Raw genomic sequence first — 25,162 nt, 5'->3', positions numbered from 1 at the left:
CTATATGTTGCCCAACGACGAACAACTGCAAATCAGCGAAGCAGCCCGGCAATTTGCCCAGGAGCGGCTCAAGCCGTTCGCTGCCGAGTGGGACCGCGAGCATCGCTTCCCCAAGGAAGCCATCGGCGAAATGGCCGAGCTGGGCTTTTTCGGCATGCTGGTGCCCGAGCAATGGGGCGGTTGCGACACCGGTTACCTGGCCTACGCCATGGCCCTGGAAGAAGTCGCGGCCGGGGATGGGGCCTGCTCGACCATCATGAGCGTGCACAACTCGGTGGGTTGCGTGCCCATCCTCAAGTTCGGCAATGATCAGCAGAAAGAACAGTTCCTCAAGCCGCTGGCCAGCGGCGCGATGCTCGGCGCGTTTGCCCTGACCGAGCCCCAGGCCGGTTCCGATGCCAGCAGCCTGAAAACCCGTGCCCGCCTTGACGGCGATCACTATGTACTCAATGGCTGCAAGCAGTTCATCACCTCAGGGCAGAACGCCGGGGTGGTGATTGTCTTTGCCGTGACTGACCCGGCGGCCGGCAAGCGTGGGATCAGCGCGTTTATTGTGCCCACTGATTCGCCCGGCTATAAGGTGGCGCGGGTCGAGGACAAACTCGGCCAACATGCGTCCGATACCTGCCAGATTCTGTTTGAGGATGTGCGGGTACCGGTGGCTAACCGCCTGGGCGAGGAGGGTGAAGGTTATCGGATTGCCCTGGCCAACCTGGAAGGTGGCCGCGTGGGAATTGCCTCGCAATCGGTGGGGATGGCCCGGGCTGCGTTTGAAGCCGCGCGGGACTACGCACGCGAGCGCGAGAGTTTTGGCAAGGCCCTGATCGAACATCAGGCCGTGGCGTTTCGCCTGGCCGACATGGCCACCCAGATCGCCGTAGCCCGGCAGATGGTGCATTACGCCGCCGCCCTGCGCGACAGTGGCAAACCTGCGCTGGTGGAGGCGTCCATGGCCAAGCTGTTCGCTTCGGAAATGGCCGAGAAAGTCTGTTCTGCCGCCTTGCAAACCCTGGGTGGATACGGTTACCTGAGCGACTTCCCGCTGGAGCGGATCTACCGTGATGTGCGGGTCTGCCAGATTTATGAAGGCACCAGTGATATTCAGCGCATGGTCATTTCGCGCAATCTTTGAAGAGGAACGGATCGATGAGTTACCAAACCATTTTGCTTGAAGTCCAAGGCCGCGTCGGGCTGATTACCCTCAATCGCCCCGAGGCGCTGAACGCCTTGAACGCGCAACTGGTCAGCGAAGTGAATCAGGCCCTCGACAGCCTGGAAGCCAATCCCGAGATCGGCTGCATTGTGTTGACCGGCTCTAAAAAAGCCTTTGCCGCCGGTGCCGATATCAAGGAAATGGCCGAGCTGACCTACCCGCAGATCTACCTCGACGACCTGTTCAGCGACAGCGACCGTGTAGCCAACCGCCGTAAGCCGATCATTGCCGCGGTCAACGGTTTTGCCCTGGGCGGCGGTTGCGAGCTGGCGTTGATGTGCGACTTCATCCTGGCCGGCGACAACGCCAAGTTTGGCCAGCCGGAAGTCAACCTTGGCGTGCTGCCGGGCATGGGCGGCACCCAGCGCCTGACCCGTGCGGTAGGCAAGGCCAAGGCCATGGAAATGTGCCTGACCGGGCGTTTTATCGATGCGGTGGAAGCAGAACGTTGCGGCATCGTTGCGCGCATCGTGCCGTCGGACGAACTGCTGGCAGAGGCGCTCAAGGTGGCGGCGCTGATCGCCAGCAAATCGGTGCCCATCAGCATGATGGTCAAGGAAAGCGTCAACCGCGCCTTTGAAGTCAGCCTGTCGGAAGGCGTGCGCTTTGAACGCCGGGTATTCCACGCAGCCTTTGCCACTCAGGACCAGAAGGAAGGCATGGCGGCGTTCGTGGCCAAGCGCGCTCCCGAATTCAAGGACAAGTAAAGCAACAGGCCCGCTCATGGGCCTGGCCGACCAAAGCAATCCACTTCTCGCCACCGCGGGTGGCCTTGATGGTTTGTGCCGCGTAATAGTTCAATCGTGCCAGGCGCTCTTTTACCTCTGCCAAATCCAGGGTTTGGCTAGAGGTAACGGGTGCCTGCTGAATCGGGCAGAAGACAAGCCAAAGCGACTCATCGTCTGTAATATGAAGCCCCGTTTCAGCCGACCCATCGCAGTCAGCCCGGCTGGCGTTACAGCGCGGATACAATTTTTCAGGTTTCAGGAACCCGTCATGACCCAGAAGCAACGCTTGATTTACTCGATTCTGATTTCCCTGGTCGTCCTCGGCACGATGTTTGGCCTGTCCTATCTGCAGAACACCGGCGCCATCAGTGAGAAGACGTTCCAGTACATCGCCATTGCTGTGGCGGTGATCGTGGTAGTGATCAACGGCATCATGCGCCGTAAGGTCAAGCCTAACCGTTGAGACCCGCGCCGGCGGCGAGGACTTTGGCAGCCTCTTCATGGAGGCTGTAGCTTTTATCGCTGTTGAGCGTGATCAAACCTTCGCTGCACAGGCGCTTGAGCACCTCGCGCACACTCAGAAACGAGAGCGGGATGCCCAGTTCCAGCAAATGGCTGTGCACACCCCGAACCCCCAGCGTACGGCCGTTGTCGGCGGCGGTGAGCAGGGCGTCGATGACTTTCAGCCGGATCAGGCTGGTGCGTAGTCCAAAACATTTGAGCAGGTGCCGGATGCGTTGGTTGCCTTGTTGCTCGGGCGCCTTGGCGAAGGCCTGGTTGACCGAGCCAAAAGCGGCGTCGTGGGCCATAGAATGTCCGTCCGTGGGCAGTTGCGGGTTGTACATGCAAAAACTCCTTATCAGAGCCTGATCAGGAAAATGATGGTGCTCATAGTTAGTAAGACGTATGAGTCGCGTAAATCATGAAGTCCAACCTGTATAAATTTTGTCAGTAACACGTCTGTAACATTCCTGGCGCCGGTAAATAAGCCGCGCGCAGCCTAAATTTCTGCGCGTTTCTACGTCTTAATCCATGGGCTGGCGTTGGCGAGTCGGCCCCGCCTTGGGCGTTCAATTTGGCTTGACGATGGGGTCTGCGTGATTATTTCCAACGGGTTGTCCAGGGTTTGCGTGGCAGGTGTGTTGATGGGGGTAAGCTTGTGTGCGATGGCCCGCCAGGTGAGTGAGGTGCAGGCAGGTGTGATGAGTGCCGATATCCGCCGCACCGGTTTTGGTATCCCGCATATCCGCGCCAGCGATGAGCGCGGCCTGGGCTATGGCATTGGCTATGCCTACGCGCAAGACAACCTGTGCCTGCTGGCCAACGAAGTGGTGACCGTCAACGGTCAGCGTGCCCGCTATTTCGGCGCCGAGCAGGCAACCCTCGAAGAACGCAACAACCTCACCAGTGATGTGTTTTTTACCTGGCTCAATGCACCCCAGGACGTGGCGGCCTTCTGGAAGGCGCAGACCCCGCAGGTGCAGCAGCGTCTTGAAGGGTATGTGGCGGGGTACAACCGTTATCTGCAGGAGCGCGGCGCACAGGGCCGACCGATGCAGTGCCAGGGCGCGTGGGTGCGGCCGATCAACACCGCTGACCTGGTCAAGCTGACCCGGCGTCTGCTGGTGGAAGGTGGCGTGGGCCAATTTGCCGAAGCCTTGGTGGGTGCGACACCGCCCCAGCCAGACGTGGCGGTGCGGCGCAGTGCGCGGGCGTTTAAACTCGCCACCTTGAATCAGCAGCGCTTTGCCCTGGATCGCGGCAGCAACGCCGTGGCGGTGGGCGGCGAGCGCTCGTTCAACGGGCGCGGCATGCTGTTGGCCAACCCTCATTTCCCGTGGGTTGGCGGCATGCGCTTTTATCAGATGCACCTGACCATCCCTGGGCAGTTGGATGTGATGGGCGCCGCCTTGCCGGGCCTGCCGGTGGTCAATATTGGCTTCAACCAGCATGTGGCGTGGACTCACACGGTCGATACGTCCAAGCACTTCACGCTGTATCGCTTGACGCTTGATCCGAAAGACGCGACCCGTTACCTGCTGGACGGCAAATCGATCCCAATGCAGAAAACCCAGGTGACGGTGCAGGTCATGGGCGCCGACGGTAGCCTCAAGGATCAATCCCAAACGGTCTACAGTTCGCAGTTCGGGCCGGTGGTGCAATGGCCGGGCAAGCTCGACTGGAATGGGCAATACGCTTTCAGCCTGCGCGATGCCAACCTGGGCAACGACCGGGTGCTGCACCAGTGGTACGCAATGAACCAAGCCCGCAGCCTCAAGGATTTACAGGCCTCGGTGCACACCCTGCAGGGCATTCCGTGGGTCAATACGCTGGCGGCCGACGACCAGGGGCAAAGCCTGTACATGAACCTGTCGGTGGTTCCTAACGTCAGTGCGAAAAAACTCGAGCAATGCAGCGATCCACGGGCTGGCCTGGAGTTGATTGTGCTCGACGGCGGCCATAGTGCCTGCGCCTGGGACATTGATCCGCGGGCGGCGCAGCCGGGGATTTTTGCGGCCGACCAACTGCCGCAACTGGCGCGCAAGGACTATGTGCAGCACTCCAACGACTCGGCCTGGATGGCCAACCCCAAGGCGCCGTTGAGCGGTTTTTCGCCGGTGGTCAGCCAGGATCACATTGCCTTGGGCGCACGTTCACGCTTTGCCTTGCAGCGCTTGCAGGACCTGGGCAAGCAGCCCATCACCCGCACCGACCTGCAGCATATGGTGCTGGATAACCGGGTGTACCTGGCCGGCCAGGTGATGCCGGATCTGCTCAAGTTCTGCGCGCAACAGCCCGATGCAACCCTGAAAACCCTGTGCGCCAGCCTCAAGGACTGGGACCAGAAAGCCAACCTCGATAGCGGCCTGGGCCTGGTGCATTTCATCCACGTAATGGAGCACATGCAGCAAATGCCGGATGTGTGGCGCGTGGCGTTTGACCCGAGCCACCCGCAAACCACACCGCGTGGGCTGGCCATCGAGCGGCCGCCAGTGGTCAAGGCGCTACGCGAGGCGATGCAGGCGTCAGTGGCGCAGGTAAGCGAGTTGGGCTTGAAGGGGGGCGCACGCTGGGGTGATATCCAGGTCTCGGGCAACACTCCGATGCATGGCGGGCCGCAGGCACTTGGTATCTACAACGCCATGCAGAGCGTGCCGAGGGCAGATGGCAAGCGTGAGGTGGTCAGCGGCAGCAGTTACTTGCAGATCGTGACCTTTGACGATCAGGGGCCGAAGGCGGAAGGGGTGTTGGCGTTCTCGTTGTCCAGCGATCCGGCTTCACCTCACTTCAAGGACCAGACCCAGGCGTTTTCCGCGAAAAAGCTCAGCCCGTTGCCGTTTACCGAACCGCAGATCAAGGCGGATCCGCAATATCAGGTGCAGTTGATCAGCGAGAAGCGCTAACGCCCTGCAGGAGCCGGGTTGTAAAAACGTCGAGCGCTATCGCCGGCAAGCCGGCTCCTACAGGGTTTAGTGGTTGCTGAGCAGTTGGGTAACGGCGGCAAACGCCTGGTCATGCCGCGCTTGCCAATCCCCGCCCAGCACCTGGTAAGGCTGGTGATGCTGCTCCAACCAGTCGCGGCTGGCCTGGAAGAAGGCTTGGCGGTCAGCCAGGTCTGGCTGGCAGCGCTGGCCATCGGCGGTCCAGCCAATGCCTTCGGGCGACAGCAGCAGGTGCAGGTCGTAATGGCGAGCCAGCAGCGCCTCGTCGAGCCAGGCCGGGGCATCGCCAAATAGGGTCAGGCTCCAGAGCTTGTTGGTCAGCAGGTGGGTATCGAGAATCAACAGTTCGGGCTGGCGGGCGCGGCCGGCATCTTCCCAGGCCAGTTGGCCGCGGGCGATATCCGGGATATCGGCCAGGGTCGTATCGCGCTGATAGTGGTCAATGAAATAGCGCACGTATTCCCCCACCAGCACTGCACCGAAATGCGCCTGCAACTGCTCGGCCAGCCAGCTTTTGCCGCTGGACTCGGGGCCTGCCATCACCAGCACCTTCATGTGCGCAACGCCGGGTCGGCGCGCCATTCCCGCCAGCCCTGCACGGCAATCACGGTGAACAGGGCGTAGAGCGCGGCTGTCAGGTAAAGCCCTTTGTAGATAAACAGGCCGACAAAAATCACATCGACCACGATCCACAGTGCCCAGCATTGCACGCGTTTTTGCGCCATCCACATCTGCGCCACCAGGCTGAAGCCGGTCAGCGCGGCATCCAGCCAGGGTTGTGCGGCATCGGTCCAGTGCGCCATGGCCGCGCCCAGCAGCAGGCTGCCCGTTGCGCCAATGGCCAGGCTCAGGAGGATGGACTGGGTGCCCAGGCTGGTGACTTGCCGACCTTGCTTGACCTCGCCCGCGCGGGTCCATTGCCACCAACCATAGACTTGCAGGCCGGCGTAGACCACTTGCAGCAGCATGTCGGAATACAGCTTCACCTCAAAGAACACCCAGGTGTACAGCAGCACCATGACCAGGCCGATTGGCCAGCACCACGGGTTCTGCTTGACCGTCAGCCAGACGGCAATCACCCCCAGCACGGCGGCAAACAGTTCAAGCCCGGACATGGGATTCCTTGGGAGAGTCGAAGAGGAGGGCGATTGTACCCAACCGACGGGGCAAAATCTTGCCGGTTGCACTGCTTATGGTGGCAGCCTCACGATGCACACCGAGGTGGTCGGTTTGGGGCCGCTGCGCAGCCCAACGGGGGCGATACGGCGTTCCGGCAAGCCCCCTCGCCACAGGGGGATTGCCGCAGTCTACAGGCCGCTGACTCTTCCGTGGCGAGCGGGCTTGTCGGAGCGCCGCATCGCCCGCGCTGGGTGGCGAAGCCGCCCCAACAGCCTCACCAGATTCCGGCAGGCACACCGAGGTGCCTGGTTTTAGGGCCGCTGCGCAGTCCAACGGGGGCCTTGCCGCACCACAGTAACCCCACAGTCCCGCTGTCTAGACCTTGAACTGACGCAACAAGCCGTTGAGTTCTTCGCTCAAATCCTTCAGGTGCACGCTGGCTACGCTCGATTGCTGGGCCGCCAGTGCCGTGCTGTGGGACAGGCCGGCCGCCTGCGTCACGTTCTGGTTGATGTCTTCCACTACGTGGGCCTGTTGCAGGGTTGCGCTGGCAATCGAGGCGTTCAGGCCGTTGAGGTTGCGCAGGGCCTGGCCGATGGCGGTGAGGCTGGCGCCCGCCTGGCCGGCTTGTTCGATGGTCAGTTGTGAGGCCTGGTGGCTGTCGCTGATGACCTTTACCGCCGCTTCGGAATGCCCCTGCAGGCGTTCGATCATGCTCTGGATCTCGGCGGTGGATTTTTGCGTGCGCTGGGCCAGCAGGCGCACTTCGTCGGCCACCACGGCAAAGCCACGGCCCTGTTCGCCGGCGCGGGCTGCCTCGATGGCAGCATTGAGGGCCAGCAGGTTGGTCTGGTCGGCAATCGAACGGATGACCTCCAGCACCCCGCCAATCTGCGTGCTTTCCGAGGACAGGGTACGGATCACTTCCACCGCCTGGCTGATAGTCCCGGACAGCGCATCGATCTGCTGCAGGCTGCCATCGATGTTCACCTGGCCCTGTTCGGCCTGGGTTTGTGCGTCGCGCATTTCACTGGCGGCGTGTTCGGCATTCTTGGCCACGTCCTGCACGCCGTAGGTCACTTCATTGATGGCGGTGGCCACTAACTCCATTTGCTGGGACTGCTGCTGGCTGCGGTCATGGGCCTGGCTGGCATTGTTGCCCAGCTCGGCGGACGACTGGCCCAGGGCATTGGCGCAGACCTGCAACTGGCTGACCACCTGGCGCAGTTTGGCGGTGAATGTATTGAAGTGCCGGGACAGCTGCGTGACTTCGTCCTGGCCATGGGTGTCGAGGCTGCGGGTCAGGTCGCTTTCGCCGCTGGCGATATTGGCCATGGCGTGTACCGCTTCCTGCAGCGGGCGCACGATGCTGCGGGCGATGAGCACCACCAGCAGGGTCATGATCAGTGCAATGCCCAGGCCGACGAGGGACGCCTGCCACACCTGGCCACGGAACTGCGCCTGCACATCATCCACGTAGACGCCGGAGCCAATGATCCAGCCCCACGGTTCGAACAACTGGATATAGGAGGTCTTGGCCACCGGCGCATCCGCCCCGGGTTTGGGCCAGCGGTAATCGACCATGCCGGCGCCCTTGGCCTTGGCCAGGGTGACAAACTCATTGAAGATCGCAAAGCCGTCCGGGTCGCGGATGGCCGAGAGGTTCTGGCCGTCAAGCTTGGGATTGGCCGGGTGCATGATCATCACCGGCGTCAGGTCATTGATCCAGAAATAGTCATCCTGGTCATAGCGCAGGCCGCGCACCACGCTCAGGGCTTGCTTCTGCGCGGCTTCGCGGGTCAGCACGCCGGTGGTTTCGAGGCCGTGATAAAAATTCAGAATCCCGCTGGCGGTCTGCACCACATGCTGGGTCTGCTGGCTCTTGGCCTGGTAGAGATCGTCATGGATCTGCTTGAGCATCAGCAAACCCAAGGTCAACAGCATCAACACGGCGACTATCAGGATCATCCAGAGGCGCCGGCTGATCGACATATTGCGCAAACTGTTCATAGTCTTGTCACTCCGCGTTCTTATAATTTTCGGTGCTGCGTTGATCGGCCAGTGATAACGCGAAGCGAAATTCGGGCTTGTCTGATAGGCTTTCGGCCCGGAATCAAAAAACCTGAGTCCTGCCTGATTTTTCACAGAATTTTTGCAGTTCAGCCTTGATCCTGCGCGCGGCCTTGCAGCGTGCTCATCGTTAGTGAACACCTAGAAAATATCAACGAGGCATGCAGTCGCATGACCTTTTGGGGGAATAATGGATCTTTGGACCGCCTTTCAGGCATTGATACTTGGCATTGTCGAAGGGCTGACGGAGTTCTTGCCGATCTCCAGTACCGGGCACCAGATCATCGTCGCCGATTTGCTCGACTTCGGTGGCGAGCGCGCCATGGCGTTCAACATCATCATTCAATTGGGCGCCATCCTGGCCGTAGTCTGGGAGTTCCGGCGCAAGATCCTCGACGTGGTCACCGGCCTGCCGACCCAGCGCAACGCCCAGCGCTTCACGATCAACCTGCTGATCGCTTTCCTGCCGGCGGTGGTGTTGGGGGTGATATTTGCCGACCTGATCCACGAATACCTGTTCAACCCGATCACTGTGGCCACCGCGCTGGTGATCGGCGGGGTGATCATGTTGTGGGCCGAGCGCCGCGAGCATGCGATCCATGCCGAAACCGTCGATGACATCACTTGGAAAGATGCCCTGAAAGTGGGCTTTGCCCAGTGCCTGGCAATGATCCCGGGCACCTCGCGTTCCGGCTCGACCATTATCGGTGGCCTGCTGTTCGGCCTGTCGCGCAAGACGGCGACCGAGTTTTCGTTCTTCCTGGCGATGCCAACCATGGTCGGTGCGGCGGTGTATTCGGGCTACAAGTACCGTGACCTGTTCCAGCCTGCGGACCTGCCGGTGTTTGCCGTCGGTTTTGTGGTCTCGTTCATCTTCGCGATGATTGCGGTGCGCGGCCTGCTCAAGTTCATCGCCAGCCACAGTTATGCAGTGTTTGCCTGGTACCGCATTGCATTCGGTTTGCTGATCCTGGCCACCTGGCAGTTCGGTTGGATTGACTGGGCGGCGGCCAAGGCGTGATGAGCATTCAGCATCTGCGCTTGAAGGCCCTGGTGTTTGTGCTGCTGTGTGCCGTGCCGCTGTTTGGCGCGACACTGCTGGCGTACCGCGGGGTGTCGCTGATCCCGCTGGCGGCCTACGGGCTGGTCAGCGTGGTGACGTTTTGCTTGTACTGGAGCGACAAGCGCAAGGCCCAGAACGACAGTTGGCGTACCCCGGAAAAGATCCTGCATGCCATGGAACTGGCCGGTGGCTGGCCGGGCGCCTTGGTCGCGCAGCAGGTGTTTCGCCACAAGACACGCAAGGTGTCGTACCAGGTGGTGTTCTGGCTGATCGTGTTGTTGCACCAGGTGTTCTGGATCGACCAGCTGTTTCTTGGCGGCACGCTGCTGTCAGTCTTCTAGATAGCCAACCTGGGAGCTGGCTTGCCTGCGATGGCATCGCCTCGGTATGCCTGATACACCGAGGTGCCGCCATCGCAGGCAAGCCAGCTCCTACACCAGCCTGAGCCCGATCTGCGTGCGCTTGGGCAGTTTGCTCACCACCAACTGGTGGGAGCGCTGCAACAAGCCGCGCAGTTCCTCGCCGCCCAGGGGGTAGGGCACTTGCATGATGATCCACTGCGCCCGCGCCAGGTACGGCGCCGGGTGGATGCCCGGGCGGTCCACGTGGCCGAGGAACAGCTCCTTGTCGACCTTGAATGCCAGGGAATCACCCCGCAGGTTCTGCAGGGCAAACATCTTGTTGCCGGCAATCGAAAACACCCGCACACCGCCCCATTTGTAATCCTCCCGTGCTCCGGGCAAGCCCAGGCAGAACTGGGCGACGTCGTTTTCGCTCATGATGCGGGTACTCATAGCAGGCGATCTCCACAATTGTTGAAAGCATGGGCCAGAAAGTCGATCCAGGCGCGCACCGCTGGGGATACACCGCGTCGATGCGGGTACACCGCTTGCAGCCAACCTCCGGGCAATGACCATTCGGGCAGCAATTGCACCAGTTGGCCGGTTTCCAGTTCTTGCTCGCAATACATCATCGGCAGCACGGTGAAACCCAGGCCGGCTAGGGCGCTGGCTTTGCGTACCAGAAAATCATCGATGCCCAGGCGTGCCTCCATGGCCAGGTCGGTGGCGTTGCCGGCCGGGTCGAGCATGCGCAGGTGCACCAGGCGATCGGCTTCCAGGGCGCCCAATACCGGCAGGTGCTTGAGGTCGGCCGGGGTGTTGATCTGGTGGCCACGCACAAACTCGGGGCTGGCAACCATGGCGGTTTGTGCCTGGCGCAGACGGCGGGTCACCAGCAGTGGGTCTTCATCCCCCAGTTCACGCACGCGCAAGGCCACGTCTACGCCTTCGGCCACCAGGTCGACGCGGCGATTGATCAACATCATTTCCAACTGCACCAATGGGTGTGCCGCGAGAAATTGCGCCACCACGGTCGGCAGAATTTCGTGGGCCAGGCCCACCGGGCAACTGACCCGCAGGCGCCCCCGGGGCTCGCTGGACATGTTGGCCACGGCTTCGTCGGCCATTTCGGCTTCCAGCAACATCGCCTGGCAATGCCCCAGGTAGCGCTCACCCACGGCCGTCAGGGTCAGTTGCCGGGTGGTGCGCTGCAACAAGCGGGCGCCGAGGCGTTCTTCGAGTTCGGCAATGCGCCGCGACAGCCGCGACTTGGGGATCCCCAGCAGCCGGCCAGCCGCCGCGAAGCCACCGGCTTCCACCACCTTGGCGAAATAGTAGAGGTCATTGAGGTCTTGCATGTTGGGCCTATTGTCCTGTCAGTGGGACGAACTATCGCATTTTAACCGGCTAATCGGCTATTGGATTGATCTGTAGGATTCTCTCCATCAGATCGCCCAGTGGCGGTCCTCACTTGGAGATCCCACATGAAACTCTTGCATATTGATTCCAGCATCCTTGGTGACAACTCGGCATCCCGTCAGTTGAGCCGCGAAGTGGTCAAGGCCTGGCAAGCGGCCGAGCCGGGTGTGGAAGTCACCTACCGCGACCTCGCCAGTGAAGGCATCAACCACTTTTCCGGGATTACCCTGGGCGCCCTGGGCACTGCCGCCGAACTGCGTGATGCGGTGCAAAAGCACGAAGCCGACCTGAGCGCCTCGACCCTGGCCGAGTTCCTGGCCGCCGACGCGGTGGTCATCGCCGCGCCGATGTATAACTTCACCATCCCCACCCAGCTCAAGGCCTGGATCGACCGCATTGCCGTCGCCGGCCAGACTTTCCGCTACACCGAAGCCGGCCCGGAAGGCCTGTGCGGCAACAAGAAAGTCATCGTGGTTTCTACCGCCGGTGGTTTGCATGTGGGTCAGCCTACCGGCGTGGGGCACGAGGACTACTTGAAAGTACTGTTGGGCTTCTTCGGCATCACCGACATCGAGTTCGTCCGTGCCCATGGCCTGGCCTACGGTGACGAAGCGCGCAGCAAGGCGCTGAACGACGCCAATGCACTGATCAGCGAGCAGTTGTTCGTCGCTGCGTAAGGCCTGTGTAAATTTCACCGCGGCTCGCTATCAATCTGATTCGAGGCGCCTAAACTCTGTATTCTGTTGGCCTGAAAACCAGCGGGATACGGAGTTTTTTGTTTTGGGCGGGCGAATCTGGCGCAGCTTATGCAGTACAGGGTCAAACCGCCCGAGCCTGAACCGACTCGCAGGCGTCACACAGCACAGGTGGACATCCCCATGATGCGTCTTTGTGCAGTCTTGCTGGTTTCCCTGCTCGGCGGCCTCGTTTCAGTGCAGGCCGCGGTGGCCCCGCACCCCCATTGGAGCGTGGGCTATCACCGGATGAGCTTTCCCGACCCGCTGGATGCGCAGCCGATGAAAGCTATCGCGTTCTATCCGTCCACGGGCCGCGAACATATCAGCCAGGTGGGCGCGTATCGCGTCGCCGCCACCGAAGATGCCAAGGTCGCCATTGGTCGCTTCCCGCTGCTGATGCTGTCCCATGGCAACACCGGCACACCCCTGGCCTTGCACGACCTGGCAACGTCGCTGGCGCGCAAAGGGTTTGTGGTGGTGGCGGTGCTGCATCCCGGTGATAACTACAAGGACCACAGCCGCTTGGGCACCTTGAGCAACCTGTATGGCCGGCCGATTCAGATTTCTGCAGCGATTACCGCGACCCTTGGCGACCCGATGCTGTCGCCGTTCGTTAATGTGCGACAAGTGGGCGTAATCGGCTATTCGGCGGGCGGCGAGACGGCGCTGATCCTGGCCGGGGCCAAGCCGGATTTCGAGCGTTTGCGCCGTTATTGCCAGGAACGCCCCGAAGACCGTGATGCCTGTACGACAAAGGGTGAGTTGGTGGTCGACCGCGATGACCTGCAACCCCAGGCGGACTCGCGGATCCACGCATTGATGCTGATGGCGCCGCTGAGCCTGATGTTTGGCCGGCACACCCTGGGTGACGTGCATGTGCCGGTGCTGCTGTATAGCGGCGATGGCGACAAGCTAGTGGCCGTGGATAAAAACGCAGCCGCCCTGGCGCGCAAACTGCCGCAGCCACCGGACTTCAAACTGTTGGCCGGGGCTGGGCACTTTATCTTCATGGCCCCGTGCGATGACGAGCAACTGGCGCTGATGCCGGCGCTGTGTACGGACGCCGATGGCGTGGACCGGGAGGGCATTCACCGTGACCTGATTTCCGAGGCCGGGCGCTTTTTCGGGCGCACCCTCGGCCAGCATTCGCGGGCCGGCATGCAGACCGCCGATCAGTAGGCCCGGCGCATCAGCAGCAAGGTCAGGCCCAGGCCTGTGACGGACAGTAGCGCTGCACAGAAGAATATCCACGAATACCCCAGGTTCAACGCCACTGCGCCCATCAAAGGCCCGGCAATCGCCAGCGCCAAGTCAAAAAACACTGCATAGGCACTCAACCCGGCCCCTCGGCTGCTGTTGGGCACTTGTTTGATGGCCTCGACGCCCAATGCCGGGTACACCAGGGACAGGCCAAAACCAGTGAGGCCGGCGCCGATCAGGGCAATGGCGGGAGAGGGCGCGAGCCACAGCAGGGCCAGGCCGACGGTTTCCAGGGTCATACAGGCAATTGCCGCACGGAATCCGCCAAAGCGGGTGATGCTGGAGATAAACAGCAGGCGCGAGAGGATAAAGCAGATGCCGAATACCGTCAGGCACCAGGCGGCGCCGATCCAGCCGCGGCTCAGATAGAACAGGGTAATGAAGGTGGTCAGGGTGCCGTAGCCGATGGAGGCCAGGCACAGGCTGGCGCCAAACGGCGCGATGCGCCCGAACACTGCCCAGAACGGCAGGCGTTCGCCGCGTACCACGGGTACCGAGGGCTTTTTGCGGATCAGCACCAGGCCAAGCCCGGCCAGCACCGCCAGCGCGATACCCAGGCTGTTGTAGCCGTATTGCGCAACCATCACCACGCCCAGTGGTGCGCCAATGGCGATGGCACCGTAGGAGGCGATGCCGTTCCAGGAGATCGAGCGTGCGGTGTGTTCGGCGCCCACCTGGCCCATGCACCAACTGATGGTACCGACGCCGATCAGGCCTTGAGCCACGCCCAGCAACACGCGACCGACAATCAGAATTCCCAGGCTCAAGTTGGGCAGGCTCTGCAGCAGGGTAGCGATAAACGTCAACACCCCGCTAAGCAGGATGCCGCTCAAACCGAGCACGATCGCGCGCTTGGTGCCGACGTTGTCCGACATGCGCCCGGCCATGGGACGGCTGAGGAGGGTGGCCAGGTATTGCGAGCCGATGGTCACGCCAGCAACCACCGCGCTGAAGCCCAGTTGTTCGTGGACGTAGCCGGGAATCACCGCAATCGGCAGGCCGATGCAGATGAACGCAATAAAGGTATAGAACACGATGGAGACGATCTGCAGGGTGATCGACAGGGAACTGGGAGCGGTAGGCATGGAGGCTCATTCGCGGCAGGGCGGTGAACGCATCATGGCAAGGGCTTGGAGAAAAAGGAAGCAGGCTAACGATTGTCGCCGGCGCCTGGTGGTGATGAGTATGGCTGTGGTTGTGGCGAGCGGGGCAAGCCCGCTCGCCACTTTTTGCTGTGTTGCTGGGCTTAGAACACCACGCCCTGGCTACGCAGGTAGTCGTCATAGGTGCCGCTGAAATCGATCACGCCGCTTGGGCTCAACTCGATGATGCGGGTGGCCAGGGACGATACGAACTCACGGTCGTGGCTGACGAAGATCAGCGTGCCCGGATAGTTCTCCAGCGCCAGGTTCAGCGCTTCGATGGATTCCATGTCCAAGTGGTTGGTCGGTTCGTCCATGACCAGGACGTTGGGCTTTTGCAGGATCAGCTTGCCGAACAGCATGCGACCTTGCTCACCACCGGAGATGACCTTGACCGACTTGAGGATCTCGTCGTTGGAGAACAGCATGCGGCCGAGGGTGCCGCGGATCACTTGTTCGCCCTGGGCCCACTGGCCCATCCAGTCGAACAGCGTGACGTCGTCTTCGAAGTCATGGGCGTGGTCCTGGGCGTAGTAGCCCAGCTCAGCCGCGTCGGTCCATTTCACGCTGCCGGCATCCGGGGTCAGTTCGTTGACCAGGGTGCGCAGCAGGGTGGTCTTGCCGATACCGTTCGGGCCGATGATTGCCACGCGCTCGCCCGCTTCAACCTGGAAGCTGAAATCCTTGAACAGGGTCTTGCCGTCGAAGCCCTTGGCCATACGCTCGACGATGACCGCCTGGCGGTGCAGCTTCTTGGTCTGTTCGAAGCGGATGAACGGGCTCACACGGCTCGAAGGCTTGACCTCGGCCAGTTGGATCTTGTCGATCGCCTTGGCACGGGATGTAGCCTGCTTGGCTTTCGAGGCGTTGGCCGAGAAGCGGCTGACGAACGATTGCAGTTCGGAGATCTGCGCCTTCTTCTTGGCGTTGTCCGACAGCAACTGCTCGCGGGACTGGGTCGCCACGGTCATGTATTCATCGTAGTTGCCCGGGAACAGGCGCAGCTCGCCGTAGTCCAGGTCAGCCATGTGGGTGCACACGCTGTTCAGGAAGTGACGGTCGTGAGAGATGATGATCATCAGGCTGTTACGCTGGGTCAGGATGTTTTCCAGCCAGCGAATGGTGTTGATGTCCAGGTGGTTGGTTGGCTCGTCGAGCAGCAACACTTCCGGATCCGAGAACAGCGCCTGAGCCAGCAATACGCGCAGCTTCCAGCCTGGGGACACTTCGCTCATCGGGCCGAAGTGCTGCTCGATGCCGATACCCAGGCCCAGCAGCAATTCACCGGCGCGGGATTCGGCGGTGTAGCCGTCCATTTCAGCGAACTCGGTTTCCAGCTCGGCCACGGCCATGCCGTCTTCTTCGCTCATTTCCGGCAGCGAGTAGATGCGATCGCGCTCGGCCTTGACCTTCCACAGCTCTTCGTGACCCATGATCACGGTGTCGATCACGTTGAATTCTTCGTAGGCGAACTGATCCTGGCGCAACTTACCCAGGCGCACGTTCGGCTCCAGCATCACCTGGCCGCCGGACGGATCGAGGTCGCCACCGAGGATTTTCATGAAGGTCGACTTGCCGCAACCGTTGGCACCGATCAAACCATAACGGTTGCCGGCGCCGAACTTGACCGAGACGTTCTCAAACAGCGGCTTGGCGCCGAACTGCATGGTGATGTTAGCTGTGGAGATCAATTACTTTACCTATCAATAGCTTGGAGTGCGCTTATTTGGGCCGGGACCCATTCGGAGCCCGGGCCAACGGGCATGCGTCAACAGCGACATGAAGGCGTGAAGCCCAGTCGCCGAGCAGAAATATGGGGTGCATGTTGGAATTTGGCGCGCATTGTCGCATATGTCAGGCGCGAGTTATATGACAGTACGGCGTGTGAGGCGCCGAGAAGTGCCGGGATTGCCTGCTTTGAGTAAAAACTCCACAAAAAACATCGATTTGTATCGAAGTTGTATCCATTGTCGGTTCTGTAATTGATAACAGTTGAACATCCAATGGCCGTGGATTAAGTTCCCTCCGTTCGCCCTGCAGTGATGGCTCTTTACCGGTTCAAGGATGGCGAGGCTATCGGTGCGGGGCGAACCCCTTCTTTATTTTTGACGGCGCTCATTGCCATCCTGTTGCGCACGCTCAATGGTTTGGAGACGCAATGGACACGCTGTCTGCTCAACAGGCTATCGCCAGCAATAAGGCCGCCTGGAACGAATCCGCCGCGCACCATAAAGCTGGCGCCCCCTGGCAAAAGCTGCTCGCCGCCGTGGCCGAGCGCGGTTTCAACTGCCTGGATCCCACGCTGACCGCCTTGTTGCAGCAGGTCGGAATCTCGGGCCGGGATGCCGTGCAACTGGGCTGCAATAACGGCCGTGAGAGCCTTTCGCTGTATGGCCTTGGTGCCAATCGCGTGGTGGGGGTCGACCAATCCGACGCGTTTCTTGCGCAGGCGGCGGAGCTGGCCAGTCGTTCACCTCACGACCCTGAGTTTATCGAAACCGATATTCATCATCTGCCCGAGCATCTGCTGGGTCGTTTTGACGTGGCCCTGATCACCATCGGCGTGCTCAATTGGATGCCGGATATCGCGCTGTTCATGTGGCATGTCGCCAGCACCCTCAAGGAGGGGGGAACGTTGGTGATCTACGAGACCCATCCGTTCCTGGAGGTGTTCGATCCGGAAGCGGCCAACCCGATGTTGCCGGTCACCTCATACTTTCGCCGCGAACCTTTTGTACAGCACGAGGCGATTGTCTATGAAGGCACGAGCGACGACGCAACCGCTGCGTCGTACTGGTTCGTACACACCTTTGGGGAGGTTGTCAGCGCGGCCATTGCCGCAGGACTACAGATCAGCCACTTGCAGGAGTACCCGCACTCCAACCGTGAAGAACTCTACGACCGCTATGAGAACCAGTCGGCGCAATTGCCGATGTGCTACACACTGACCGCCGTCAAACGCTCTGCCTGAAGGCAAAAAAAAGGCCCGCTGGGGCGGCGGGCCAAGGGGTTCATCTGAGGAGTTGGGTTTAACCTAGCGCGTCAAACGTGAAGGGTTTGTGAAAAAACTGTCGTAAAAACGAATGCCTCTCATCTGCTCAAGACTTGCGCATGAACGTGCGCATTGTCTGCCCCGGTGTGGTACTGAAGCGGGTTGGCCGGGGCATGCCCTCATCCGCGGCGATAAAAACGAAGCGCTCGCCATCCAGGGTGTAGCTGGCGGGTAGGCGTTTTCCTGCGTCAGCCCCGATGGCGTCGATCCAAGTGATGCTCTTGGGTGTGGTGCTGGCATCCAGGGTAAAACACCCTTGCAGTAATACCTCGCCCTCCTGGGTCGTGACCCGGAACTGATCCCCCTCAATCGTAGTCAGCGCGCCAGGCGCACTGTGTTCATCCGGCGGGTTGGCGATGCCGCTGTCTTCCAGGGCGATTTGCTCCCAAGTGCCTTGCAGGGCTTGCCTGTCCAGTTCGCTCGGGCATGGGATCGCGTGGGCTGAGGGTGATGACATGCACAACTCCTTTTTGACCAGGCATAAATGAAGCTCTGCCTACATCAAGAAATGTTTCCTATCAAGTTTCATTAAAAGGTTTGCAGGAAATTTCCCAAAGTTGTGCTTTGGTCGGGTTTTTTCCTTTACCAGCAGATATTTAAAACTATTTTGACATACCGTGAGAGCGGTGTTTCTCGATATGTCGTCTACGCTGAGCAATGTCTATATGACATTACTGTTTCTGAAGGAAAACAATCTCAATGCTGTAGGGATTTTTTCCGTAGCTCAAAGGTCGGATAAGCGTTGCCTTATGTCGTATTAGCCATATCCAGGGCGTTGTCCCTGCTTTTTCAGTTGGTTATTCAGATCTATCGTGTAGTGGACAGCCAGCGTCCACTTTTTGAAGGGTGTCCCCATTTTGAATAGAACTCCCCAGGTTCAAGCCCCCGTGGCGTCTGATGAAATTGATTTATTTGAGCTGTTTCACTCGATTTGGCGGCAGAAGAAACTGGTAATCGGCTGTACTCTTTTTGCGGGCCTGATTGGAGTGGGTTACGCGCTGCTGGCTCCCCGTGAGTATCAGGTCAGCAGTGTGTTGCGCCCGGCAGCGATCAATGAGCTGGATGCACTCAATCGCTCGGAGGTCTACAAGTTGCCGCCGGCGGATGCCCTGGCCAAAGTCGGCGCGCAACTGGACTCGTACGATGCGCGGCTGAACTTCTTCAAGGCCAACCCGGCCTTGTTCGAAGCGTTCCAGAAACCGGGGCGCAGCCTGGAGCAGAGTTTCGAGGCGTTCAACCGCAACTCGATCAACCTGATTCTGCCCGACCCGAAGAAAGCGGACTCGTTGAGCAGCTATATCCGCCTTGAGCTGCAATACCCCACCGATATCGATGGCGTCGCGATTCTCAATGGCTTTGTCGACTACGCCATCGCCGCCGAGCGTGAGCAGGTGGGCGCCGATCTCAAGGTGATCGTCAACAACCGCCTCACCGAGCTCAAAGGCAAGATTGATGCGGCGCGCTCCAATTACGAAACCGACAAAGAATCGAAAATCGCCAAGCTGCTCGAAGGCGACAAGCTCAAGCGCGCACAGTTGGAAGATGAACTCAGTGCCCTGCGCCTGCAGATGAAAATGCAGCGCTCCAACCGCCTGGCAGAGTTGAGTGAAGCCATCTCGATTGCCAAGTCCATGGGCATCAAGAATCCGACCACTCCGTCGTCGATGGCCGACGCCGGGCGCAGCGGCTCCAGCCAAGTGATGCGCACCGAGGTCAACAACCAGCAGATCCCCCTGTACTTCCTTGGCACCGATGCCCTGGAAGCCGAGCGTACGGCCCTGCAACAGCGAACCAACGATGACTTCACCAACAGCCGCGTCGCGGAAATTGGCAAGGAGTTGCAGTTGCTGGAGGTCAATCGCCAGGTCGAGGTCATGAAGCGGCGGGGCAATGAAGACATTTTCTTGCAGGATGTCGAACCGTTGCGTGCTGAAGTGGCGCGTCTGCGTGGCCTGAATATCGACATGAGCGCCTTGAAACTGGTGACAATTGACCGGCGTGCCCAAGAGCCGCTGAGCCCGATCAAACCGAAGAAAGTCCTGGTGATTGCGTTGAGCCTGGTGGTTGGCTTGCTGTTGGGGATGCTCATCGCGCTGGTCCGCCATCTGGTCCTCACACGTGGCAAGCCAGTGGCCTACTCGCCCTTGGACGACGACCGTTTTACCCGGCGCGAACGCAAGGATGACCAGCCGCTGGGCTGAGTCAGCGCGCACCTTTCCCGGGCTGCATCGCAGCCCGGCACACCCGCCATCGTGTTTTCGAGGTGGCGCGGCTATACAGTTGGAAGACACCTTTTCACAATTCTTAGTTAACCTTTGGTTACAATCTAGGGCTAAAATAACTGCCATTGGCCACTATCCGAACTGTCTCCAAGACACTCCAGGGCCTGTTAATGAATTGTGATTTCAGGTGCTGCATTTTTCCTCTCGGGCCCGGCCTGAAGGAGCAGCCTGTACTCTTCTGACATGTGACGAATTCCCGTGAAACTCATCATTGTTGTTCTCTACGTTGTCTCCATCGCGTATGTCCACCTGCGTGGCAGGGTTCGACATAAGCTGGGCCGTCAATTAAGCGACCACTCGACCTTCCTTGCGCCGATCAATTGTTTCCTCTACCTGTTCTCCAGGCTGCCTGGCCGCCCGTACCTTTCGCCCAGCGACTTCCCTGACCTGAGCCCACTCCAGGAACATTGGCAGGAGATTCGCGAGGAAGGCCAGAACCTCATGCGCGCTGGCGAGATCAAGCGCTCGGACCAATACAACGACGTGGGTTTCAACTCGTTTTTCAAGTCGGGCTGGAAGCGCTTCTACCTCAAGTGGTACGGCGACAGTCATCCTTCGGCCATGAAGCTGTGCCCGCGCACCACCGAACTGGTGCAAAGCATCGGTTCGATCAAGGCCGCGATGTTTGCCGAACTGCCACCTGGTTCGAAGTTGGTGCGCCATCGTGATCCTTATGCCGGCTCCTACCGCTATCACCTGGGTCTGGATACACCCAACGATCCAGGCTGCTACATCAATGTGGACGGTGAGAACTACTACTGGCGTGACGGCGAGGCGGTGATGTTCGATGAGACTTACATCCACTACGCCGAAAACACCACGGCGCAGAACCGCATCATTTTGTTCTGTGACATAGAGCGCCCGATGAAATATCGCTGGGCGGCGGCGTTCAATCGTTGGTTCAGCCGCAACGTCATGGCCGCCGCCGGCTCGCCCAACGATGCCGGGGACAAGACTGGTGGGTTGAACCGCGCGTTTACCCGCCTGTACAAGATCCGCCTGCGGGGCAAGGAGCTGAAAAAGCGCAACCGCACCCGTTACTACCTGGAAAAGTGGGCGATCTTTGCCGGCCTGGCGGCGATTTTCATACTGATCTGATCGTCATCCCCTCGCGTCAAACAGACCTCCCAGCCGCCTGAAACCGACTATCAGCCGCTGGCTTTCTGTGGCGAGCGGGCTTGCCCCGCGCTGGGTGGCGAAGCCGCCCCAAGAGCCTCACTACGTTGTGCCAGGCACACCGAGGTGGCCGGTTTTAGGGCCGCTTCGCAGCCCAACGAGGGTGTAGCCCCCTCGCCACAGTGGGCGTTGCGGCAGCTTGGAACTTACTGTGGATCGCAGGTTTTGTGTGGCGAGCGGGCTTGCCCCGCGCTGGGTGGCGAAGCCGCCCCAATAGCCTCACCACGTTGTGCCAGGCACACCGAGGTGGCCGGTTTTAGGGCCGCTTCGCAGCCCAACGGGGGACAAGCCCCCTCGCCACAGGTGTCTGTAGGCTTGCTTAGGGCGAGGGCGGCTGCGCGCCGAGTTTCTGCCACATCTTCTTGCCGATTCGCTGGCGGTTGGCATAACCCGCCCAGGGATCGGCTTTCAGGCCATGCAAGCGTTCCTCTAGATTAGCCACGTTCCACTGCTGGGCGCTGCGTAGGCTGGCGAGTTCCTGTCTACTGATCGGCACCGAAACCGGCAACCCCGGGCGGGCGCGTACCGAATAGGCGGCGACGGTGCTGGCGCCACGACCATTGCGCAGGTAATCGATAAAGATCTTGCCGATGCGGTTCCCGGGGCCGCTGGTGGCAGTAAAACGCTCGGGCAATTGCTGGGTCATGAACACCGCGATGGCCTTGGCGAAGGCTTTCACTGTCTCCCAGCCATCCCGGCGCGCCAATGGCACGATCAGGTGTAGCCCTTTGCCTCCGCTGGTCTTGATATAGGCGGCCAGGCCCAACTCATCCAGCACCGACAGCACCAGTTGTGCGGCTTCGAGCATGCTTTTCCAGGGCAACGCCGGGTCGGGGTCCAGGTCGAGTACAAACAGGTCCGGAGTCTGGATCTTGTCAACCGTTGCCCCCCAGGTGTGCAGCTCAATGGTGCCCATCTGTACGGCGCCGACCAGTGCCGCCACGGTGTGGATTTCCATCAGGCGCGCATGGCCGGGGTCCAGGTTCGGGTCCAATTGAGTGATATGGGGGACGGCCAGGCGCTCGCTGTGTTTTTGGAAAAACTGCTCGCCTTCGATCCCTTCGGGCGCCCGCAGTAACGCGACGGGGCGGTGCCGCAGGTGGGGCAGGATCCAATTGCTGATGCTCTGGTAGAACTGCGCCAGTTGCGCTTTTTGTGTGCCGCTGGCCGGATCAATGATTCTCTCGGGGTGGCTAATGCTGATCTTCGACGCACGGTTTTGGGGGAGTACTTGCTCGCGCACGATCTGCTCCGGGGGTTTATCGCTGCGCAGGCCCACAAAGGCCGCCTGGCGCACCAGGCCTTCGCGGGTCCACTCGGCAAATTGCACTTCGGCCACCAGTTGCGGCCTTATCCACCGCACGCCGCGCGCCTGGCTACCGCTCAAGGGGTTGGCCAACGGTGAGGATTGCCGCGCAAGGGGCTGCATTTTTTTATACAGCGCTTGCAGGGTGGCCTGGTCGAAGCCAGTTCCCACGCGCCCGGCATACAGCAGGGCGTTGTCAGCATGGACGGCCAGCAACAACGCCCCGAAGCCGCCGCGCGATCCCTGGGGCGGGGTGTAGCCGACGATCACGAACTCCTGGCGCTGGCGGCATTTGAGTTTTATCCAGTCGGCGCTGCGCACGCCGCTGTAGGGGCTGCCGGCGCGCTTGCCGATCACGCCTTCGAGCCCCAGGCTACAGGCGCTTTGGAGGATATCGCGATGATCTGCCGCGAAAGCCTCGGAAAAGCGCAGCAACGGGCTCTTGTTGCCATCCAGTACCGCCTTGAGCGCTGCCCGCCGATCCTGCAGCGCTGTGCCGCGTTGGTCATGGCCGTGCAAAAACGGTGCGTCGAACAGGTAGTAGACGAGGTCCTGGCTGTGACCGCTGTCAAAGGCCTGCTGCAACCCCTGGAAATCCGGCAGTCCATCGTGACCGAGGCTGACCACCTCGCCATCGAGCCAGCAGTCCTTGAGTTTCAGCGCCTCGATTGCCTTGACCTGGCGGGGCAGGCGATCGCTCCAGTCGTGGCCGTTGCGGGTGAACAGGTGCACGCGGCCTGCGCGTACCCGCGCCAACATCCGGTAGCCGTCGAATTTGATTTCGTAGTGCCAGTCGCCCGCCGGCGCACGGTCCGCCAGAGTCGCCAGTTGCGGCGTCAGTTGGTCGGGCAGGGCGGTTTTTGCCTGGCCTAGCGCCGCACCGCCAAAAACGCTCTTGGGCTGGGCCTGGACAATGTCGTAATCGCTGATCGAACGTGCCTGTTGATCATTCTCCTTGATCAGCAGCCATTGCTCCTTGTCGCCGCTGCCCTTGAGCCGGGTACGCACCAAGGTCCAATCCCCAGCGAGCTTCTCGCCGACCAAGGTGAACTTCAGTTTGCCGGCGGTGTAGGCCTTGTGCGGGTCCTCATGGGGTTGCCAGATGCCACGGTCCCAGACAATCACATCGCCTGCGCCGTACTGCCCGGCGGGGATACTGCCTTCAAAGCCTGCGTAGCTCAACGGATGATCTTCCACATGCACCGCCAGGCGCTTTTGGCTGGGATCCAGGCTCGGCCCCTTGGGTACGGCCCAGCTTTTAAGGACACCATCAAGTTCGAGTCGAAAGTCATAGTGCAGGTTGCGGGCAGCGTGTTTCTGCACCACAAACGCCAATGCGGACGGCGCGCGCCGGCCAGGGCTCGACGATGATGGCTCCGAAGTGACCGCGAAGTCGCGCTTGCGTTGGTATTCACTCAGTGGCTTGGCCATGGCACGTTCCTCTGGGCTGCCGGCTCAGGAGGCCTTGGTGGTTTTTTTGCGCGCAGCGGGTTTACCGGCCAGGCTGCGCTTGAGCAGTTCCGTGAGGTCGAGCACGTCTGCCGACTTGCGCTCGTCTGCGCCGTCTTGTGCCTCAACGGTTTCAATCTTGCCGGCCTTGGCCTTCTTCTTGACCAGGGCCATGATCTTGTCCTGGAAACTGTCGCGGTAGTTCTCCGGTTGCCAGTCGGCACTCATGTCTTCTACCAGGCGCCTGGCCATGTCCCGTTCGCCCTTGGCCAGGGTTGGCTTGGTCACGTCCTCGCCCAACTCCAGTTCGTCGAGGTCGCGTACTTCGGCGGGCCAGCGCAGCATCACGAGCACCAGCGCCGATTCCAGGGGCATCAGGGCGGCCAGGTGTTGCTTGGTATGCAGCACCACGTTGGCCAGGGCAACCTTGGCGGTCTTGTGCAGGGTTTCCCGCAGGAGGGCGTAGACCTTGCCGCCGCGTTTGTCGGGGGCCAGGTAGTAGGGCGTGTCGATGTTCTGCAGGGGGATCTGGTCGCTGTCGATAAACGCGATGATCTCTATGGTTTGCGTGGCCTTGGGGTGGGCGGCGCGAATTTCATCTTCGCTGAGCACCACGTAGCGGCCTTTCTCATAGGCCACGCCCTTGACGATATTGTCTTTGGTGACCTCCTTGCCGGTGGTCTTGTTGATGCGCTTGTAGCCCACCGGGTCCATGCTGCGCTTGTCCAGCCAGTCGAAATCCACGCCCTGGGCAGACGTGGCCGACACCAGCGACACGGGGATGTGAACCAAGCCGAAGCTGATTGCGCCTTTCCAGATTGCCCGTGGCATAGGAGTGCTTCCTGATGGGGAATGGTCTTCAGGTGACCCGCAGCGGCTGGCAAAAGTTTCGGTGGTCGGCTGGCTGGAAGCGCGGCGTTGGAAAAGCCGTGTTACACCTGCCCGGAAAGTATTTAGTTACCAAACCCGAACCCTGCGCGTAGCGTGCTATCGAATGCAGGTATTCCTCGCCCCAGAGAGGCTTTGTCATGAACAGCCGTACGCGCAGCCTTGTGGTGTTGGCCCTGGGCCTTGCCTTGAGTGGCGGGGTGCAGGCCCAGAACCTGCCCGGCAACAACAACCCGTATAACAGCCCGATCAAGCGGGCCAACCCCAACAGCATGCAGGGCACCCAGCCCAATACACCGGCGACGCGTGGCACCTATACCGCGCCGGTGCCTCGCCCGCCGACCCTGGAAAACGGCGGCATCGGCAATCGTTATCCGCAGCGTGATGCCGCTCCCGCACGTCCTGCCACCCAGCCCTCAGCCCCGACGCAAGATGCCAATGGCAATCGTCGGCCCTGAATAAAAGGAACCCCAC

23 protein-coding genes are annotated in these 25,162 nt (G+C 60.7%); 12 read left to right on the top strand and 11 right to left on the bottom strand.

The window, feature by feature from the left end:
- Positions 1-4: 4 nt before the first annotated feature.
- From BHC62_RS23010 to BHC62_RS23000, 3 genes are all read left to right on the top strand, one after another.
- The gene (locus tag BHC62_RS23010) at positions 5-1,132 is read left to right on the top strand and encodes an acyl-CoA dehydrogenase (protein WP_029290511.1); all 1,128 of its coding nucleotides are present in this window, start codon (positions 5-7) and stop codon (positions 1,130-1,132) included.
- 14 nt (positions 1,133-1,146) lie between these two features.
- Entirely contained in the window at positions 1,147-1,920 is a 774-nt protein-coding gene (locus BHC62_RS23005; protein ID WP_029290513.1) for an enoyl-CoA hydratase, read from the top strand.
- Between the two features lie 289 nt (positions 1,921-2,209).
- Positions 2,210-2,404, top strand: a complete 195-nt coding sequence (locus BHC62_RS23000; protein WP_029290515.1) for a hypothetical protein — start codon at positions 2,210-2,212, stop codon at positions 2,402-2,404.
- On the opposite strand, the gene BHC62_RS22995 is transcribed toward BHC62_RS23000, so the two are convergent.
- Complete coding sequence (locus BHC62_RS22995) at positions 2,394-2,786, bottom strand: fe2+ zn2+ uptake regulation protein (RefSeq protein WP_070996262.1); 393 nt, start codon at positions 2,784-2,786, stop codon at positions 2,394-2,396. The two genes, BHC62_RS23000 and BHC62_RS22995, sit on opposite strands and share 11 nt — an antisense overlap.
- 252 nt (positions 2,787-3,038) lie before the next feature.
- On the opposite strand from BHC62_RS22995, the gene BHC62_RS22990 reads away from it, so the two are divergent.
- Positions 3,039-5,345, top strand: a complete 2,307-nt coding sequence (locus BHC62_RS22990) for an acylase (protein WP_070996261.1) — start codon at positions 3,039-3,041, stop codon at positions 5,343-5,345.
- A gap of 66 nt (positions 5,346-5,411) precedes the next feature.
- Here the strand turns inward: BHC62_RS22990 and BHC62_RS22985 are convergent, their stop codons facing one another.
- From BHC62_RS22985 to BHC62_RS22975, 3 genes are all read right to left on the bottom strand, one after another.
- Positions 5,412-5,939 (bottom strand): AAA family ATPase, encoded by a 528-nt coding sequence (locus BHC62_RS22985; protein WP_070996260.1) that lies wholly within the window; start codon positions 5,937-5,939, stop codon positions 5,412-5,414.
- Positions 5,936-6,499: a nicotinamide riboside transporter PnuC gene (pnuC, locus tag BHC62_RS22980; RefSeq protein WP_029290523.1), complete on the bottom strand. Its 564-nt coding sequence runs from the start codon at positions 6,497-6,499 to the stop codon at positions 5,936-5,938. The genes BHC62_RS22985 and pnuC overlap by 4 nt, the downstream gene beginning before the upstream one ends.
- Positions 6,500-6,878: 379 nt before the next feature.
- Positions 6,879-8,513 (bottom strand): methyl-accepting chemotaxis protein, encoded by a 1,635-nt coding sequence (locus tag BHC62_RS22975; RefSeq protein ID WP_029290525.1) that lies wholly within the window; start codon positions 8,511-8,513, stop codon positions 6,879-6,881.
- 250 nt (positions 8,514-8,763) lie between these two features.
- Between BHC62_RS22975 and BHC62_RS22970 the strand changes: the two genes are divergently transcribed.
- Both BHC62_RS22970 and BHC62_RS22965 read left to right on the top strand, forming a co-directional pair.
- Positions 8,764-9,594 (top strand): undecaprenyl-diphosphate phosphatase, encoded by an 831-nt coding sequence (locus BHC62_RS22970; protein WP_029290527.1) that lies wholly within the window; start codon positions 8,764-8,766, stop codon positions 9,592-9,594.
- Positions 9,594-9,977: a DUF1294 domain-containing protein gene (locus tag BHC62_RS22965; protein ID WP_029290530.1), complete on the top strand. Its 384-nt coding sequence runs from the start codon at positions 9,594-9,596 to the stop codon at positions 9,975-9,977. The genes BHC62_RS22970 and BHC62_RS22965 overlap by 1 nt, the downstream gene beginning before the upstream one ends.
- A gap of 90 nt (positions 9,978-10,067) precedes the next feature.
- Here BHC62_RS22965 and BHC62_RS22960 read toward each other — a convergent pair whose 3' ends face one another.
- Entirely contained in the window at positions 10,068-10,415 is a 348-nt protein-coding gene (locus BHC62_RS22960; protein ID WP_032866318.1) for an MmcQ/YjbR family DNA-binding protein, read from the bottom strand.
- Between the two features lie 11 nt (positions 10,416-10,426).
- Complete coding sequence (locus BHC62_RS22955; protein WP_029290534.1) at positions 10,427-11,335, bottom strand: LysR substrate-binding domain-containing protein; 909 nt, start codon at positions 11,333-11,335, stop codon at positions 10,427-10,429.
- A 126-nt stretch (positions 11,336-11,461) separates the two neighbouring features.
- On the opposite strand from BHC62_RS22955, the gene BHC62_RS22950 reads away from it, so the two are divergent.
- Positions 11,462-12,073 carry an FMN-dependent NADH-azoreductase gene (locus BHC62_RS22950; RefSeq protein ID WP_070996259.1) on the top strand — a complete coding sequence of 204 codons (612 nt, stop codon included), beginning with the start codon at positions 11,462-11,464 and terminating at the stop codon, positions 12,071-12,073.
- A gap of 201 nt (positions 12,074-12,274) precedes the next feature.
- The gene (locus BHC62_RS22945) at positions 12,275-13,312 is read left to right on the top strand and encodes a dienelactone hydrolase (RefSeq protein ID WP_029290537.1); all 1,038 of its coding nucleotides are present in this window, start codon (positions 12,275-12,277) and stop codon (positions 13,310-13,312) included.
- Here BHC62_RS22945 and BHC62_RS22940 read toward each other — a convergent pair.
- Together BHC62_RS22940 and BHC62_RS22935 are read right to left on the bottom strand one after the other, a co-directional pair.
- Positions 13,306-14,478 carry an MFS transporter gene (locus tag BHC62_RS22940; RefSeq protein ID WP_029290538.1) on the bottom strand — a complete coding sequence of 391 codons (1,173 nt, stop codon included), beginning with the start codon at positions 14,476-14,478 and terminating at the stop codon, positions 13,306-13,308. The two genes, BHC62_RS22945 and BHC62_RS22940, sit on opposite strands and share 7 nt — an antisense overlap.
- A gap of 161 nt (positions 14,479-14,639) precedes the next feature.
- Positions 14,640-16,226, bottom strand: coding sequence for an ABC-F family ATPase (locus BHC62_RS22935; protein WP_071610063.1), 1,587 nt, complete (start codon positions 16,224-16,226; stop codon positions 14,640-14,642).
- 467 nt (positions 16,227-16,693) lie between these two features.
- Here BHC62_RS22935 and BHC62_RS22930 point away from each other — a divergent pair, with 467 nt between their 5' ends.
- Positions 16,694-17,506 carry a bifunctional 2-polyprenyl-6-hydroxyphenol methylase/3-demethylubiquinol 3-O-methyltransferase UbiG gene (locus tag BHC62_RS22930; RefSeq protein WP_070996258.1) on the top strand — a complete coding sequence of 271 codons (813 nt, stop codon included), beginning with the start codon at positions 16,694-16,696 and terminating at the stop codon, positions 17,504-17,506.
- 127 nt (positions 17,507-17,633) lie between these two features.
- On the opposite strand, the gene BHC62_RS22925 is transcribed toward BHC62_RS22930, so the two are convergent.
- The gene (locus tag BHC62_RS22925) at positions 17,634-18,044 is read right to left on the bottom strand and encodes a TIGR03067 domain-containing protein (RefSeq protein WP_070996257.1); all 411 of its coding nucleotides are present in this window, start codon (positions 18,042-18,044) and stop codon (positions 17,634-17,636) included.
- A gap of 400 nt (positions 18,045-18,444) precedes the next feature.
- On the opposite strand from BHC62_RS22925, the gene BHC62_RS22920 reads away from it, so the two are divergent.
- Together BHC62_RS22920 and lpxO are read left to right on the top strand one after the other, a co-directional pair.
- A complete protein-coding gene (locus tag BHC62_RS22920) occupies positions 18,445-19,788 on the top strand; it encodes a Wzz/FepE/Etk N-terminal domain-containing protein (RefSeq protein ID WP_070996256.1) in 1,344 nt (447 codons plus the stop codon).
- A gap of 279 nt (positions 19,789-20,067) precedes the next feature.
- Positions 20,068-20,967, top strand: a complete 900-nt coding sequence (gene lpxO, locus BHC62_RS22915) for a lipid A hydroxylase LpxO (protein ID WP_070996255.1) — start codon at positions 20,068-20,070, stop codon at positions 20,965-20,967.
- 397 nt (positions 20,968-21,364) lie between these two features.
- On the opposite strand, the gene ligD is transcribed toward lpxO, so the two are convergent.
- Positions 21,365-23,782 (bottom strand): DNA ligase D, encoded by a 2,418-nt coding sequence (ligD, locus tag BHC62_RS22910; protein ID WP_070996254.1) that lies wholly within the window; start codon positions 23,780-23,782, stop codon positions 21,365-21,367.
- A 24-nt stretch (positions 23,783-23,806) separates the two neighbouring features.
- On the bottom strand, positions 23,807-24,631 hold the full coding sequence (locus BHC62_RS22905) for a Ku protein (protein ID WP_029290551.1): 825 nt from the start codon (positions 24,629-24,631) through the stop codon (positions 23,807-23,809).
- Positions 24,632-24,828: 197 nt separating this feature from the next.
- On the opposite strand from BHC62_RS22905, the gene BHC62_RS22900 reads away from it, so the two are divergent.
- Complete coding sequence (locus BHC62_RS22900) at positions 24,829-25,146, top strand: hypothetical protein (RefSeq protein ID WP_070996253.1); 318 nt, start codon at positions 24,829-24,831, stop codon at positions 25,144-25,146.
- Positions 25,147-25,162 lie beyond the last annotated feature (16 nt).

The organism is Pseudomonas sp. 06C 126 (genome assembly GCF_001855215.1).
In the GTDB taxonomy this organism is placed as follows: domain Bacteria; phylum Pseudomonadota; class Gammaproteobacteria; order Pseudomonadales; family Pseudomonadaceae; genus Aquipseudomonas; species Aquipseudomonas proteolytica.
Note: the sequence above shows the minus strand (reverse complement) of the source record. Positions and strands in the feature narration are given on the sequence as shown.